This is a genomic window from Microvirga sp. P4_A5, from assembly GCF_056402495.1.
Genome location: NZ_JBFUHH010000055.1, coordinates 13,413 through 27,610 on the forward strand (window position 1 = coordinate 13,413; position 14,198 = coordinate 27,610).

The 14,198-nt window shown below is 63.0% G+C and carries 13 protein-coding genes and 1 pseudogene; 7 read left to right on the forward strand and 7 right to left on the reverse strand.

The annotated features are described in order from the left end of the window. Positions 1–53 precede the first annotated feature (53 nt). Positions 54–932, forward strand: a complete 879-nt coding sequence (locus AC1DVM_RS14720; RefSeq protein ID WP_477255365.1) for a hypothetical protein — start codon at positions 54–56, stop codon at positions 930–932. 143 nt (positions 933–1,075) lie between these two features. Here AC1DVM_RS14720 and AC1DVM_RS14725 read toward each other — a convergent pair whose 3' ends face one another. The 3 genes from AC1DVM_RS14725 to AC1DVM_RS14735 form a co-directional block, all read right to left on the reverse strand. Further along, on the reverse strand, positions 1,076–1,897 hold the full coding sequence (locus tag AC1DVM_RS14725) for a ParB/RepB/Spo0J family partition protein (protein WP_477255367.1): 822 nt from the start codon (positions 1,895–1,897) through the stop codon (positions 1,076–1,078). Continuing rightward, on the reverse strand, positions 1,894–2,562 hold the full coding sequence (locus tag AC1DVM_RS14730) for a hypothetical protein (RefSeq protein ID WP_477255369.1): 669 nt from the start codon (positions 2,560–2,562) through the stop codon (positions 1,894–1,896). The genes AC1DVM_RS14725 and AC1DVM_RS14730 overlap by 4 nt, the downstream gene beginning before the upstream one ends. Before the next feature lie 123 nt (positions 2,563–2,685). Further along, positions 2,686–4,239, reverse strand: coding sequence for a recombinase family protein (locus AC1DVM_RS14735; protein ID WP_477255371.1), 1,554 nt, complete (start codon positions 4,237–4,239; stop codon positions 2,686–2,688). Positions 4,240–4,289: 50 nt separating this feature from the next. Here AC1DVM_RS14735 and AC1DVM_RS14740 point away from each other — a divergent pair. Together AC1DVM_RS14740 and olsB are read left to right on the forward strand one after the other, a co-directional pair. Then, positions 4,290–5,195: pseudogene (locus tag AC1DVM_RS14740) on the forward strand (YifB family Mg chelatase-like AAA ATPase); the annotation flags it as partial. Between the two features lie 91 nt (positions 5,196–5,286). After that, positions 5,287–6,336 carry a l-ornithine N(alpha)-acyltransferase gene (gene olsB, locus AC1DVM_RS14745; RefSeq protein ID WP_477255373.1) on the forward strand — a complete coding sequence of 350 codons (1,050 nt, stop codon included), beginning with the start codon at positions 5,287–5,289 and terminating at the stop codon, positions 6,334–6,336. On the opposite strand, the gene AC1DVM_RS14750 is transcribed toward olsB, so the two are convergent. The 3 genes from AC1DVM_RS14750 to AC1DVM_RS14760 are packed head-to-tail and all read right to left on the reverse strand — an operon-like array spanning position 6,303 to position 9,006. Beyond that, entirely contained in the window at positions 6,303–7,169 is an 867-nt protein-coding gene (locus tag AC1DVM_RS14750) for an SDR family oxidoreductase (protein ID WP_477255375.1), read from the reverse strand. The two genes, olsB and AC1DVM_RS14750, sit on opposite strands and share 34 nt — an antisense overlap. After that, a complete protein-coding gene (gene queG, locus AC1DVM_RS14755; protein ID WP_477255389.1) occupies positions 7,166–8,317 on the reverse strand; it encodes a tRNA epoxyqueuosine(34) reductase QueG in 1,152 nt (383 codons plus the stop codon). Before queG ends, AC1DVM_RS14750 begins: the two co-directional genes overlap by 4 nt. After that, positions 8,314–9,006: a glutathione S-transferase family protein gene (locus tag AC1DVM_RS14760; protein ID WP_477255377.1), complete on the reverse strand. Its 693-nt coding sequence runs from the start codon at positions 9,004–9,006 to the stop codon at positions 8,314–8,316. Before AC1DVM_RS14760 ends, queG begins: the two co-directional genes overlap by 4 nt. Positions 9,007–9,203: 197 nt before the next feature. Between AC1DVM_RS14760 and AC1DVM_RS14765 the strand changes: the two genes are divergently transcribed. Further along, on the forward strand, positions 9,204–10,001 hold the full coding sequence (locus AC1DVM_RS14765; protein WP_477255379.1) for an undecaprenyl-diphosphate phosphatase: 798 nt from the start codon (positions 9,204–9,206) through the stop codon (positions 9,999–10,001). A 4-nt stretch (positions 10,002–10,005) separates the two neighbouring features. On the opposite strand, the gene nth is transcribed toward AC1DVM_RS14765, so the two are convergent. Next, positions 10,006–10,770, reverse strand: coding sequence for an endonuclease III (gene nth, locus AC1DVM_RS14770; RefSeq protein WP_477255381.1), 765 nt, complete (start codon positions 10,768–10,770; stop codon positions 10,006–10,008). A gap of 35 nt (positions 10,771–10,805) precedes the next feature. Between nth and AC1DVM_RS14775 the strand changes: the two genes are divergently transcribed. The 3 genes from AC1DVM_RS14775 to AC1DVM_RS14785 all read left to right on the forward strand — a co-directional run. Further along, positions 10,806–11,300, forward strand: coding sequence for a DUF2244 domain-containing protein (locus AC1DVM_RS14775; protein ID WP_477255383.1), 495 nt, complete (start codon positions 10,806–10,808; stop codon positions 11,298–11,300). Between the two features lie 260 nt (positions 11,301–11,560). Continuing rightward, entirely contained in the window at positions 11,561–13,474 is a 1,914-nt protein-coding gene (gene dnaK / locus AC1DVM_RS14780; protein WP_477255385.1) for a molecular chaperone DnaK, read from the forward strand. A gap of 124 nt (positions 13,475–13,598) precedes the next feature. After that, the coding region (locus AC1DVM_RS14785; RefSeq protein ID WP_477255387.1) for a DnaJ domain-containing protein at positions 13,599–14,198 on the forward strand (600 nt) is incomplete at its 3' end.

Here is a 14,198-nt window from a genome sequence, read left to right on the forward strand (position 1 = left end):
GCCCGTTCGGGTGTATGCCTATTTGCAGGCCTGCACTCACACCGAGCACCAGAATGAGCGACGCGTCAGAGAAATCGCCAACAGAAGAAGCTAAGCAGGAAGCATCAATCGCCTTCCAGACGTTTCTAGAGGCCGTTCACCCTTCGGTCTCAAAACCCGTCTCCGGTCTCTGGTTCTTTCATCAAGCCGTTGGAGGGTTCAGAGAACCTCGAACGAGTACACCTAACCTGCGGCTTCACTGTAAGACTTGTGATGGGGAACGTACGTTTCGCTCCAATACGAGGGCCGCTTTGGATGCAAGTTCGAAGCAGAGCAATGTCCACCTCACTTACGTATGCGGCGATTGCCAAAAGGAAACGAAGCGGTATTCGCTCTGGGTGCTGATGGGCCAAACCGAAGGCGAGGGAGCCGCTTACAAATACGGTGAACTGCCTCCCTTCGGTGTACCGGTGCCTGCTAAGGTACTCCGGTTATTCGGCAAGGACGCCGCCTTCTTCTTGAAGGGGCGACAATGCGAAAATCAAGGTCTTGGAGTGGGGGCGTTCGCCTACTACCGACGTGTCGTGGAGAACCACAAGAACGACATTTTCGATGAGATCGTTCGTGTCTGCGAGACCGTCGGCGCTTCTCAGCAACTGGTTCAGGAACTACGGAGTGCGAAGGGAGAGAATTCCTTTACGAGAGCAATCGACATGATCAAGACAGGACTACCCCAGGGACTGTTAATCAACGGGCATAATCCTCTGACTGCTCTGCATAGTGCTCTAAGCGTGGGTCTGCATGGTGAAAGCGACGAGGCATGTCTCGAAGCAGCTCATGCAGTCAGACTGGTGTTGACCGATCTTGTCGAGAGGATGGCTCTTCTCCGACAGGATAACAAACAACTGCACGACGCTGTTAAGTTACTGCTTGCTAAGAGGGGTGAAGACTGAGCTTGCTCCATCGCGCAGCACACTCGGATGGGGCCACCGGGGGGAAGCCTCACTTCGCCTCTGAGAAGAAGACCTCTGGCATTTTTGCTCCCAAACGTGCTGGTGGACACCTATACAAAATACACACCGTAAGGATTGCACATTCAAAAGTCCTCGTCTCCGAGATCGTCATCGGGTTCCGGAAGGTGATGCTGAAGTTCATTGACAACCTCCGGCAAGCGTCTCCCGAAATACGTCGCTAGGGCCATTGCAGCCACCTCGGGATGATTGGTGAGCTTTGTCGAGAACATCTTCGCAAGCTGGTCAGCGACCCTGTCAGCCCACTCCTCTTTCCACTTCTCCCGATCCTCCTCGGACATCTCATGGCCCCTGCCCTGTGCACGCTCCCGAGCTTGCCACCAGGAGCCGCAATCGAACGCCTCCTGACCGAGGCCCTTCTTGACCTTCCGCATGTTAGCTACCGAGGAGGGGGAGATGCCCGACCCTCGGGCGACATCAGTCTTGCTATGCTTCCCTAACAGCACAAGCCTCCAGGCGTAGTCGTGGCGCTCCTGTGAGGTCATGGGGAGCTTCACCTTGGAGTTGGCCTGACCGGCCTCCAATACGGCCTCCTCAAGGGTTCCCTCGAAGTACCGCACGGGGATGCTAAGGGTCCGCCCAGCTTGTCGGTAGGCTTCGATGCGGTGGTGACCGTCGATCAGCACGACCCGTTTGCCGATCTGCATCACGGTCATTGGGTCGACCTCACCATTGTTCTCGATGGCTCGAACGAGGTCACTAATGTGGCGATTACTCATGCCACGGGGCTGGAACAGCTCGGGTATCGTCGTGATGGCCTGAAGGTGAAGCCTGTCCGGAGCCTTGCCAGAAGGGGTAGTGCCTGCTTCGGCCATCAACTCGGCCAGTCGCTCCGCAGGTGCAAACAGTTGGCCCTCGTCCACATTGTTCTCAATCAAATCAGTCACTTCAACTCCTCCAACGCCTTGTGCAGCTCCAGGCGTCCTTTCCTTTGGCGTTCCTCGTCCTCTCGCTCTAATCGCGCCAAGTGAACACCGGCTACTCCAAGGGCCTCCGCCAGCCACTGACCGATGATTACAGCGACTTTGGGTGGCAGCTCACGATACACGCGACGTACCTTGTCGGACTTGTAGTCGTAGGAGAGACCGACGTTCACATCCGCGAGCGCCCTCGTCCGCCGCACAAGCTGGAACCGGAAGGCTGCGTCAGAGCGAAATCGCCTCGGCTCTTGCTCCTGCATGATGAACATCGCCAGCACGACCTCCACCACCTCGCGGGGTTTCGCGGCGTCGGCGATCTTCACGACCTCATAGGCTGCCTTGCGCTCGTAGATCGAGCCCGCCTTCCCGCTACCGAGTTGGACAATGAGGCTCCTCGCGTGATCGACAAGGGTCAACCAGCGACCCCCAAGTTGGCCCCACGCCGGGCTCTCGCGGTTTTTCTCGATGCGGGCCTTGACCCTCGCAAGGTAAGGCGTGAGGTCCGCAGAGGTAATGCCCTCCTGGTTCACCGCTCCGTGGCGGCGAAGGCGAGCCTTGTGGTTGTGGCAGTAGTGGCTGTAGCGCGATGCCGCCACTGCACCGCAGCCAGGTACACGACACTGACGGGTCATGATGCTCCAGGATTTGTAGCCGACCCCTGACACGCAGGGACGGAAAGAAAATGGTGAGGGAGATGGAAGGCCGATCATGGTGTTGGCGGGGACAGGAGAGCCCCCACGCGCTCCGACCCCGGATCAAGCAGCCTCATTCGAGATTGGCCAAGCGAACATCACAGTGGATGTGCCTCCATGAAGCCAGTTCAACTCCAACTGCCCTGTCTGATAGTTCACAACCACACCTGAGAGTACTTGACGAAGCGCCACATTCGCCTGTGCCGCATCGACCGGATCAGCCTCCAGGGCCACCCGAACCCTCTCCACGCGCTGCTCCAATAAGGGACCGTGGGTCGAAGATACGCGCTCCCAAAGCGCCCTCTCCTCTTCCCGCATCTCCTCCAAGGCTGTCTCGGTGTCCCGAACCCGCTCGCGAATTGCCGCCGAGGGGGTGCTCGATAGGACGTTCAGGAGGTTGCCCAGTTCCTCTTCAAGGACTTCGGTACCAGCCTCAACAGACCTCAGCCTTCCCTGAACGTCTCCATCCTCGGTGGGTGCAGGGACCATCGCGGTCAGGTAGCTGGCGCTCGCCAGCAATGCCTGCTCGACGTCCTCCATTCGGACAGCTCGGTAGGTGCAGCCAGCTCCTGCCTTGGCCTTCGTGCAGACGAGATAAGGCTTCCCTGCCTTAACTCGCGACCCCTTCGTCACCCGCGTCATGGTCCCCTGGCACGAGGGACAGATTGCAATCCCACCAAGGATGTTGCGGATGGTCCCTTGAGCAGCGTGACGCCCTCGGAGTGGGGAGCGGGTGTCGATGCTGAGTGCCTGAACCTGCTCGTAGACCCCGCGATCTACGATGGCCGGGTAATAGCCTTCAATGGGCTTCTGAGCCACGCGCTTCCGCTTCCCGTCCCCATGCTCCACCACATGAGGGACAAGGGTTCCCACGACAGCCGGACTGCGTAGAAGCCGTAGGATGTAGCTGCGGTGCCAGTGCCGTCCAGGCGTCCGAGTGCTATCCCCAAAGGTGGGGACGCCTCCACGGTTCAAGGTCGCGGAAATGAGGTTCTGGCCCTTCCCTTCCGCAGCCATGTCGAAGATGCGACGGACCACCTCGGCTCTCTCCTCTCGCACCTTCCAGGTCCGCTTGGGGGTCAGCTCAAGCCATGCGGGAGCCCGCGCCGTGAGGACCTTCGATGCGCCCTCTGCCCGCTTGCCTTCCCACGCAGCCTTCAGCCTACGGGACTTCATCGCGCTCTCCTCGTTGGACCGGATGAAGATCATCAGGGCCAACATGAGCGACATGGGGTCATCGTTGAGAATGTCCGCGTCGTAGGCGCGTCCATCGGACAGGGTCACGACAGTCACGCCTTCGTCTACGATGCTCTCCAGGACGCGGAGCGCCTTGCGGGCAGCCTGACGAGAGATGCGATCCAGGCTCTCAACGAGGAGGTAGGAGCCGGTTGCAACCAGTCCGGCACGTACTGCCTCAAGGAAGTCGGCAAGCCGCCCAGCCTCCGCATTCCGACCCCTGAAGGCGGACACGCCGAGGTCATGGAACGTGAGTACCTCGTCCAGTTCCAACCCATGCTTCGTGGCGTAGTCCCGAGCCAGGACGGACTGACGTCGGAAGCTGTCACCACGCATCTGATCAGGAGTTGAGAAACGGAGGTAGGAGTAAGCCTTCGTCATGTTGATCATTTCCTCTACGTCATCCCCTACGTTGGGGTCCTCACGTAGTCAACATGCTGATGAGCGGGCCACCCGGCGCCGGGAAATCGATGTTGGCGCAGAGGCTTCCGTCGATCCTTCCCCCGCTCACCCCCCGCGAGTTGCTTGAAATTTCCATGATCCAGTCGGTCGCGGGATTGCTGGCGAACGGCGCGCTTTCAAGCCGCCGTCCCTTCCGGGCGCCCCATCACTCCGCCTCCATGGCGGCGCTCGTGGGCGGAGGCCTCAATGCACGGCCGGGCGAGGCTTCGCTTGCCCATAATGGGGTCCTGTTTCTCGACGAAATGCCGGAATTCCAGCCGCAAGTGCTCGATTCGCTGCGCCAACCACTGGAGGCCGGCGAGATCCTCATTGCCCGCGCCAACCACCGGATCACTTATCCGGCGCGTTTCCAGCTGGTGGCGGCGATGAACCCGTGCCGCTGCGGACAGGCGACCGAGCCCGGCTATGTCTGCCGGAGGCAGCCGAACGATCGCTGCATGGCGCAATATCAGGCGCGGATGTCGGGACCGTTGCTCGATCGCATGGACCTGACCATCGAGGTCCCGGCCGTCACCGCCGCCGACCTGATTCTCCCACCGCCCAGCGAAGGTTCGAATGAGGTCAAGGCGCGCGTCCGCGCCGCCCGCGATCGGCAGGCCCATCGTTTCGCGTCCCTGGGCCTTTCGGGGATTTCCACCAACGCAGCTTGTCCGGCGCCGGTCATCGAGCAGATCGCCCAACCGGATTCCGACGGCACGTCGCTCATCCACGACGCGGCCAACGCCATGCGGCTGTCGGCCCGGGGCTTTCACAGGGTGCTGAAGGTGGCCCGCACGCTCGCCGACCTCGACGGCGAGGACAAGGTGCGGCGCATCCATCTGGCCGAGGCCCTCTCCTACCGCTCTCAATCCGACCGGCGGTCCAACGCTGCGTAACGCGCCGATTTGTGACAAGATCGATCGCCAAGCTTGGAGGTCTTCATCCGTTGCGGATTCCGCTGTCACAAAACCGTTCGAAATGAGTCCTATGTCACGAAACAAGGCGAACCCATCGTCCCGCGGCATCCGCGAGAGCGCCGCCCAGACCGGCGTGCAGCCCAGCAAGGTTTCGATGGCTCCTCTTTCGATCATGCCGGGACTTGCCGATGGCTCGGTCCCGCCCCAGCCCTTCGCTGTCGGCCCTCGCGACATCAGCGACCTTCTGCCGGGCCGGAACCGGATCGTGCGCGATCACGGCACCCTTGATCCAAGCCTCGGCCGTCTCGGCTCGCTCGAGGTGCGCCTCGCCACGACGACGCGCGAAATCCGCCACGCGCAGAAACTCCGCTACAAGGTCTTCTTCGAAGAGATGTCGGCGGCGGCGAGCGGAGCATCGCGGCTGTCGCGGCGCGACATCGACGATTTCGACCTGCTTTGCGACCATCTGCTGGTTCTGGACCATAGTGGCCACAGCAGCCGCTTCAGACCTGCGAAACCGAAAGTGGTCGGCACCTACCGGCTGTTGCGGCAGGAAATCGCGGACCGGAATTGGGGCTTCTACACGGCGGGCGAATACGACATCACGCCCATGATCAGCGCTCATCCGGACCTGCGTTTCCTGGAACTCGGCCGGTCATGCGTACTGCAGCCCTATCGCAACAAGCGCACGGTCGAATTGCTCTGGCACGGCATCTGGACCTACGTGCTGCATCACCGCGTCGACGTGATGATGGGTTGCGCGAGCCTCGAGGGCACCGACCCCGGAAAGCTCGCCCTGCCCTTGAGCTTCCTGCATCATTTTGCGAACGCTTCGGGCGAGTGGGCAGCATCGGCGTTGCCGGAACATGGCACGGCCATGGATCTCGTCCCCAAGGATATGATCGACCAGAAGGCCGCGCTTCGCGCGTTGCCGCCGCTCATCAAGGGCTACCTGCGGCTGGGCGCGTCCTTCGGACGGGGCGCAGTGGTCGACCGGCGCTTCGGCACCACCGACGTCCTGGTGATCCTGCCCGTCGCCAACATCAATCCCCGCTATATCGGGCATTTCGGCGCCGAGGCCGACCGTCACGTCGCTTTGGCGAATTCCCCGCTGGCGTGAAGCGCGACCAGCCCCTCGCGATAGGTGGGGTAGCGAAGCCGGACGCCGAGTTCATCCCTGATCAGGCGGTTCGAGATGCGCTTGTTTTCGGCATAGAAGCTTTGCGACATCGGACTGAGATCGGCCTGTTCCACCGGGATATCGGCCGGCACGGGAATGCCCGCGAGCTGTGCGGCGAACGCGATGATGTCCTGCGGCGGCGCGGGCTCGTTGTCCGACACGTTGTAGATCGCAGCCTGGCGCGGACGATCGATCGACGCCGCCAGAACCTGCGCGATATCCTCGACGTGGATGCGGTTTGACACCTGGCCGGGCTTGACGATCCGTTGCGCGGTGCCGCGCGCCAGCGCCACGAGGGCGTTGCGCCCCGGTCCGTAGATTCCCGACAGCCGAAAGATCGCGACGTTCAATCCCGCCTGCTCGCCGAGTTCCAGCCAGAGACGCTCAGTCTCCACCCGCCGGGCCGAGCGCGCGCTGCGGGGCTGAGGCGGAACCGCCTCGTCGACCCAACCGCCGGCCTGATCGCCATAGATTCCGGTGGTCGACAGGTAACCGAGCCACGTGCCGGTTCGCGCTGCCGCGATGGCTTCGCCAAATTGCAGGTAGGTCGGGTCCCCGCCCTCGGCGGGTGGGGTGGAGATCAGGATGGCGTCCGCCTGCGCGATCTCATCGGCGAGCGAGGCTTCCTCGTCGAGACTGTAGGCAGCGATGCCTTCGGCCCGCATCCGGAAGGCCTTGTCACGGGTGCGGACCGTTCCGGCAACCCGCGTCCAGGCTCTCGAACGGATCAGAGCATGGGCCGAATAGCCGAGCCCGAAGACAAACAGGTTCATGGGATAGTCTCGACAGCGGCGTGGGACGACAAAGCCCGCCGCCACTCAGCGCGCACATCCGGGTCGTGTTCGCTTTCCAGCCGTCCGGCGGCAAGGGCTGTGACATTCGCGGACGGGAGCAGTCGCGCGACCGCCCAGACCGCCATGGCGCGGACCAAAGGCGACGAATCGTCGAGCAGACGCGCGGCCTCCTCGGCCAGATCGGGGCTTTCGGAATTGCCGATGGCGATGAGGACGTTGCGGACGAACCGGTCCCGCCCGGCCCGCTTGATCGGAGTGCCGGAAAAGCGCGCCCGGAAGGCGGCGTCGTCGAGACGGGCGAGGTCCGCGAGGGAAACAGCCGCAAGGTCCTCGCGCTGCATCAACCGCACCTCGCGACCCGCCTGCGCGAACTTGTTCCACGGACAAACCGCGAGGCAATCGTCGCAGCCGAAGACCCGATTGCCGATCGGCGCCCTGAACTCGACCGGGATATGCCCCTTGTGCTCGATGGTGAGGTAGGAAATGCACCGCCGCGCATCGAGCTGGTAAGGGGCCGGAAAGGCGTTGGTGGGGCAGATATCGAGGCAGCGGCGACAGGTGCCGCAATGGTCGGTCTCGGGCTCGTCGGGGGGGAGATCCGCCGAGGTGAAGACTGCGCCCAGAAAGAGCCAGTTTCCGAACTCCCGCGACACCACCACCGTGTGCTTGCCCTGCCAACCGAGGCCGGCTGCTTCGGCGAGGGGCTTTTCCATTACCGGCGCCGTATCGACGAAGACCTTCACGTCGGAGCCGCCCTTGACGGCGAGAATACCCGCGGCTTCCTTCAGCTTGCCCTTGATGACGTCGTGATAATCCCGGTTGCGCGCGTAGACGGAGATCGAGGCGCGATCCTTTTGTGTCAGGGCCGCGAGCGGATCGGTCGTAGGCGCATAATTGAGCCCCAGCAGAATAACGCTCCGTACATCGGGCCAGAGGGCTTTCGGGTCGGCGCGCCGATCGGCGGTGTCCGCCATCCATTCCATGGAGGCGTGATGGCCCTCCCCCAGCCAGGCCCGCAGGCGCTCGGGCGCGAGCGGCATGGAATCGGGGTGGGCGACGCGCACGATGTCGAAACCCAGCGCCTTCGCGCGCGCAACGAACGCGCGCTTGAGCGCCTCGCCGGTCAGAAGTCGAGGTTCTCGTAATGAACGGACGGCGCCATCCCGGGAACCCGGTCGGCCAGGAGCGTGCGGAAGGACGGCCTGGACTTGATCCGGGCGTACCAAAGCTTCGCCGTTTCGTTCTCTTCCCATGGTACGTCGCCGAGATAATCCACCACCGACAGGTGGGCCGCCGCCGCAAGGTCGGCATAGGTCAGTTGGTCGCCCGCAAGCCAGTTCCGCGCGGCGATGAGGTAGCCGATATAATCGAGGTGATATCGCACATTGGCCCGCGCGGCGCGAATCGCCGTCATATCCGGGGCGCCGCCGCCGAGTTCGAGGGGCATGAAACGTTTGTAGATCTTCTCGGTGGCGAGATAATCCGACACCTCGTCGTGAAATTTCACCAGAAACCAGTCGAGCAGGCGGCGCACCTCGACCCGTTCGACCACGCCGCGCGGAAGAAGACGGCGATCCGTCAGCGCGGCGCCCCGCGAATCATCAAGATATTCGGCGATCACGCCCGCTCCCGGGACCGGCAGCCCGTCGTCGTCCACCAGCAGCGGCAGGTTGCCGCCGGGATGAAGCTCGAGAAGCGGCAGGCGTCGCTCCCACGGCYTCTCCTCGACAAGATCGGCGTCGATGCCGAACTCGCCCAGGACAAGGCGTGCAAACCGCGATTGCGGGCAAAAAGGATAAGAATGCAGGATGGCCATGAGCGTGTCAGACGCGAAACAGGCGGCGAGAATAAGGCCGCCTTTCCTTAAGGGTTCGTAAGGAATTTTAGTGAATCACATGTCCCTGACGCAGGCGTGCGGCGCGCAGCGCGCAGCCTTCCTTGACAGGGTGCCGGTCTCGCCTGCAAGTGGCGCCGGATTTTGGCAAGACCGACCGGCTTTAGGATCGTCACATCATGTCGCAAATGTTCGAGGCGCTCCTTCTCGGCCTCGTGGAGGGCCTGACGGAATTCCTGCCCGTTTCCTCGACGGGCCATCTCCTGCTGATCGGGCATTTCCTCGGCTTCGAATCCACCGGCAAGACCTTCGAAGTGCTGATCCAGCTGGGAGCGATCCTCGCCATCCTGTCGGTCTATTTCGGACGGTTGTGGAAAATCGCCATGGCAGTGCCTTACGACCCCGATGCCCGTCGCTTCATCATCGGCGTCCTTGCCGCCTTCCTGCCCGCGGCCCTGATCGGCGCGGTGCTTCATGGGTTCATCAAGGAGGTCCTGTTCAACCCCTGGATCGTCTGCATGACTCTCATCGCGGGCGGCTTCGTGCTGATGCTCGTCGATTCCATGCCGCTGAAGGCGACCTACAACGACGCCACGAAGTTTCCCCTCGCCATGTATGTGAAGATCGGCTTCCTCCAGTGCCTCGCGATGGTGCCGGGGGTCTCGCGCTCGGGGGCTACCATCGTCGGCGGGATGCTGCTCGGCGCCGACAAGCGCGCGGCGGCCGAATTTTCGTTCTTCCTCGCCATACCCACCATGGCGGGCGCCTTCGCGTATGACCTTCTGAAGAACTACAAGATCCTCACCACGAACGACATCCAGATCATCGTCGTGGGCTTCATCGCAGCCTTCGTGTCGGCGTTGTTCGTCGTCAGGACCCTGTTGAATTACGTCTCCCGCCACGGCTTCATGCCGTTCGCGTGGTGGCGCATCATCGTCGGCGCCGCCGGTCTCGCGGGCCTCATCGTCTTCGGCTGAGACGTCAGGCCAGTGTCTTGTCCGGGTAGCGGCAGAGATCGCTGATCGGGCAGCGCCAGCATTCGGGTTTGCGCGCCTTGCAGATGTAGCGGCCGTGCAGGATCAGCCAATGGTGGGCGTTGAGCAGGAATTCGCGCGGGATCCGCGCTTCCAGCGCGACCTGTGTCTCGAGCGGGGTCTTCGTGACCGCGAACGGAATGCGGTTTGTGACGCGGAAGATGTGGGTATCGACCGCGATGCGCGGGTTTCCGAACGCCACATTCACCACGACGCTTGCGGTCTTACGCCCGACGCCGGGCAGCGTTTCGAGGACATCCACGCTCTCCGGCACCTTGCCGCCGAACTCCTCGACCAGCCTTTTGGCGAGGGCGATCACGTTCCGCGCCTTGGTGTTGTAGAAGTTCAGCGTCTTGATGTGCTGGCGCAGGCCCTCCTCCCCGAGGGCCAGCATTTTCTGCGGCGTGTCAGCCACGGCGAAAAGCGCCCGCGTGGCCTTGTTGACCCCCACGTCGGTGGCCTGCGCGGACAAGGCGACCGCCACGAGCAGCGTGTAGGGGTTCGTATATTCCAGTTCGCCCTTCGGCTCCGGATCGGCCGCCGCGAAGCGACGGAAGATTTCCTCAAGGGTCGCCCGATCGACCGGCTTCGGCGCCCGCACGGCCGCTCGCCTCACGGCCTTTTTGGCCACCACCCGACTGGTTGCCAGCGGCGTCGCGGTGTCGGCAAGCGTTGCGGAGATGCGGCGGGACGACCGTTTGGGTTCGGACATGAGCGCGTTATAATGAGCGCCCGGGGAGCCGCAAGATGTTACTCACCCCTCAGCGCCGCTTGGACACACCCGTTTTCGCAGCCGAGATCCGGCCGCATCGCTCGCTCGGGCCGCAAGGGTTCCGTGTGCTGATGGGCCTGGTATGCGCCGCCTCGCTCATCGTCAGCCTACCCTTCATTGTGCTCGGATTCTGGCCCGTAGTGGGCTTCTTCGGCCTCGATCTCCTCGGCCTCTACATCGCCTTCCGGGTCAATTACCGCCACGGCCTCGCCTTCGAGATCCTCGAACTGACGCCCGCCCGGCTGCTGTTCCGCAAGGTCGATTCGCGCGGGAACGGCCGGGAATGGCGCTTCAACCCCCTCTGGACCCGGCTCGACAAGCAGGTCGACCCGGATTTCGGGATGCAGCGACTTGCCCTGGCGTCCCGGGGCGACGAGGTGGTCATCGCCCGCGATCTTTCGCCGGACGAGCGCGCGAGCTTCGCGGATGCCCTCGGAAGGGCCCTGGCGGACGTGAAACGCGGCGCCTGAAAGCTGGATTCGCGGGTCAAAGCCCCACAAGGATTTTGTCACCCGCCGAGCGGCTGCGCCGAGCCACTTCGGTCGACGATCCCGAAGATTGAGACAAATCTCGCCGCGGGAGCGACTTGCGGCGTTCTCGACCCCTTCTTATATCAGCGATTGCACTGGGGGCGCTTCGTTCGGGGCGTCTCCGATTATCATCAACGTTCCAGCCATGGGCCGGGCCGCTTCGGGGCTCGGCGGTCTGCTTGAAAGTGAGGGATCCCGCCATGGGTAAAGTTATTGGTATCGACCTCGGCACCACCAATTCCTGCGTCGCCGTCATGGAAGGCGCGCAGGCGAAAGTCATTGAAAACGCCGAAGGCGCGCGGACGACGCCGTCCATCGTCGCCTTTACGGATGACGGCGAGCGGCTCGTCGGTCAGGCCGCCAAGCGGCAGGCCGTGACCAACCCCGAGCGCACCTTCTTTGCCATCAAGCGCCTGATCGGGCGCACCTTCGACGATCCCATGACCAAGAAGGACATGGGCCTCGTCCCCTACAAGATCGTCAAGGGTCCGAACGGCGATGCCTGGGTCGAGGTCGACGGCAAGCAATATTCCCCCTCGCAGATCTCGGCCTTCACGGTCCAGAAGATGAAAGAGACGGCCGAGGCCTATCTGGGCCAGCCCGTCACCCAGGCGGTCATCACCGTTCCGGCCTATTTCAACGACGCCCAGCGTCAGGCCACCAAGGATGCGGGCAAGATCGCCGGCCTCGAGGTCCTGCGCATCATCAACGAGCCGACGGCGGCCGCGCTCGCCTATGGCCTCGACAGGAAGCAGCATGGCACCATCGCGGTCTATGACCTTGGCGGCGGCACCTTCGACGTGTCGATTCTCGAAATCGGCGACGGCGTGTTCGAGGTGAAGTCCACCAACGGCGACACCTTCCTGGGCGGCGAAGACTTCGACATGCGCCTCGTCGAGTACCTCGCGGCCGAGTTCAAGAAGGAGCAGGGCATCGACCTGACGAAGGACAAGCTCGCCCTCCAGCGCCTGAAGGAAGCAGCCGAAAAGGCCAAGATCGAGCTCTCCTCGACCCAGCAGACCGAGATCAACCTGCCCTACATCACCGCCGACGCAACCGGTCCCAAGCACCTCGCGCTCAAGCTTTCGCGGGCGAAGTTCGAATCCCTGGTCGACGATCTCGTCCAGCGGACGGTCGAGCCTTGCAAGAAGGCGTTGAAGGATGCCGGGCTCTCCGCCGGCCAGATCGACGAGGTCGTTCTCGTCGGCGGCATGACCCGCATGCCGAAGATCCAGGAAGTCGTGAAGGCCTTCTTCGGCAAGGAGCCCCACAAGGGCGTCAACCCGGACGAGGTCGTGGCGATCGGCGCGGCCGTTCAGGCCGGCGTGCTCCAGGGCGACGTCAAGGACGTGCTGCTTCTCGACGTGACGCCGCTGTCCCTCGGCATCGAGACTCTGGGTGGCGTGTTCACGCGTCTCATCGAGCGCAACACCACGATCCCCACCAAGAAGAGCCAGGTGTTCTCGACCGCGGAAGACAACCAGAACGCGGTCACCATCCGGGTCTTCCAGGGTGAGCGCGAGATGGCGGCCGACAACAAGCTGCTGGGCCAGTTCGACCTCATGGGCATTCCGCCCGCTCCCCGTGGCATGCCCCAGGTCGAGGTGACTTTCGACATCGACGCCAACGGCATCGTCAACGTGACGGCGAAGGACAAGGCCACCAACAAGGAGCAGCAGATCCGCATCCAGGCCTCCGGCGGTCTCTCCGAAGCCGACATCGACAAGATGGTGAAGGACGCGGAGGCGAATGCCGCCGAGGACAAGAAGCGTCGCGAACTCGTCGAAGCCAAGAACCAGGGCGAGAGCCTCGTCCATGCCACCGAGAAGTCGCTGGCCGAGTACGGCAGCAAGGTATCGGAAGCCGACAAGCAGGCCATCCAGACCGCCATCGACGCCCTCAAGCAGGCGCTCGCCGGCGAGGATGCCGAGGTCGTCAAGGCCCGCACGACGGATCTGATGCAGTCCTCCATGAAGCTTGGCGAAGCCATGTACCAGGCAACCCAGGCTGCCGAAGGGGGCGAAGAGGCTCCCGAGGGCGAGGCCAAGAAGGACGATGTCATCGACGCCGACTTCCAGGAAGTCGACGAAGACGACAAGAAGAAGCGCGCTTGATCCAGAAAACAACGCAATCCCCGGGGCCCGCTCCGGGGATTGCCCATGAAAAGGGGCACCCTTATCTGAACGTTGAGGCTGCGCTGACGCCGCCTGGACGAGATCGGCCGAGGGGCAAACGATAATGTCCAAACGTGATTTTTACGAAGTTCTCGGCGTTTCCAAGACGGTCACCGAGGTGGAGCTCAAAACCACCTTTCGCAAGCTTGCGATGCAGTATCACCCCGACCGGAATCCGGGGAATCATGAGGCCGAGGTCAAGTTCAAGGAAATCAACGAGGCGTATCAGACGCTGTCGGACGGGCAGAAGCGCGCCGCCTATGACCGCTATGGCCACGCGGCCTTCGCCAATGGCGGCGGCGCCGGCGGCCCGGGTTTCGGCAACGATTTCTCCGATTTCATGTCGGACATCTTCGAGAATTTCTTCGGCGAGACACGGGGCCGGGGCGGCCGGGCCCAAGGCGGGCGCGAGCGCGGCGCGGATATGCGCTACAACCTGGAAATCACCCTCGAGGAAGCCTTCCTGGGCAAGACCGCCGAGCTCAAGATTCCCACGGCGATCACCTGCGAATCCTGCTCCGGCAGCGGAGCGAAGCCGGGTTCCAAGCCCAAGCAATGCCCCACCTGCGGGGGCGCGGGCCGCGTCCGCGCGACGCAAGGGTTTTTCTCCATTGAGCGGACCTGCCCGAATTGCCATGGGCGCGGCGAGGTCATTGACGATCCG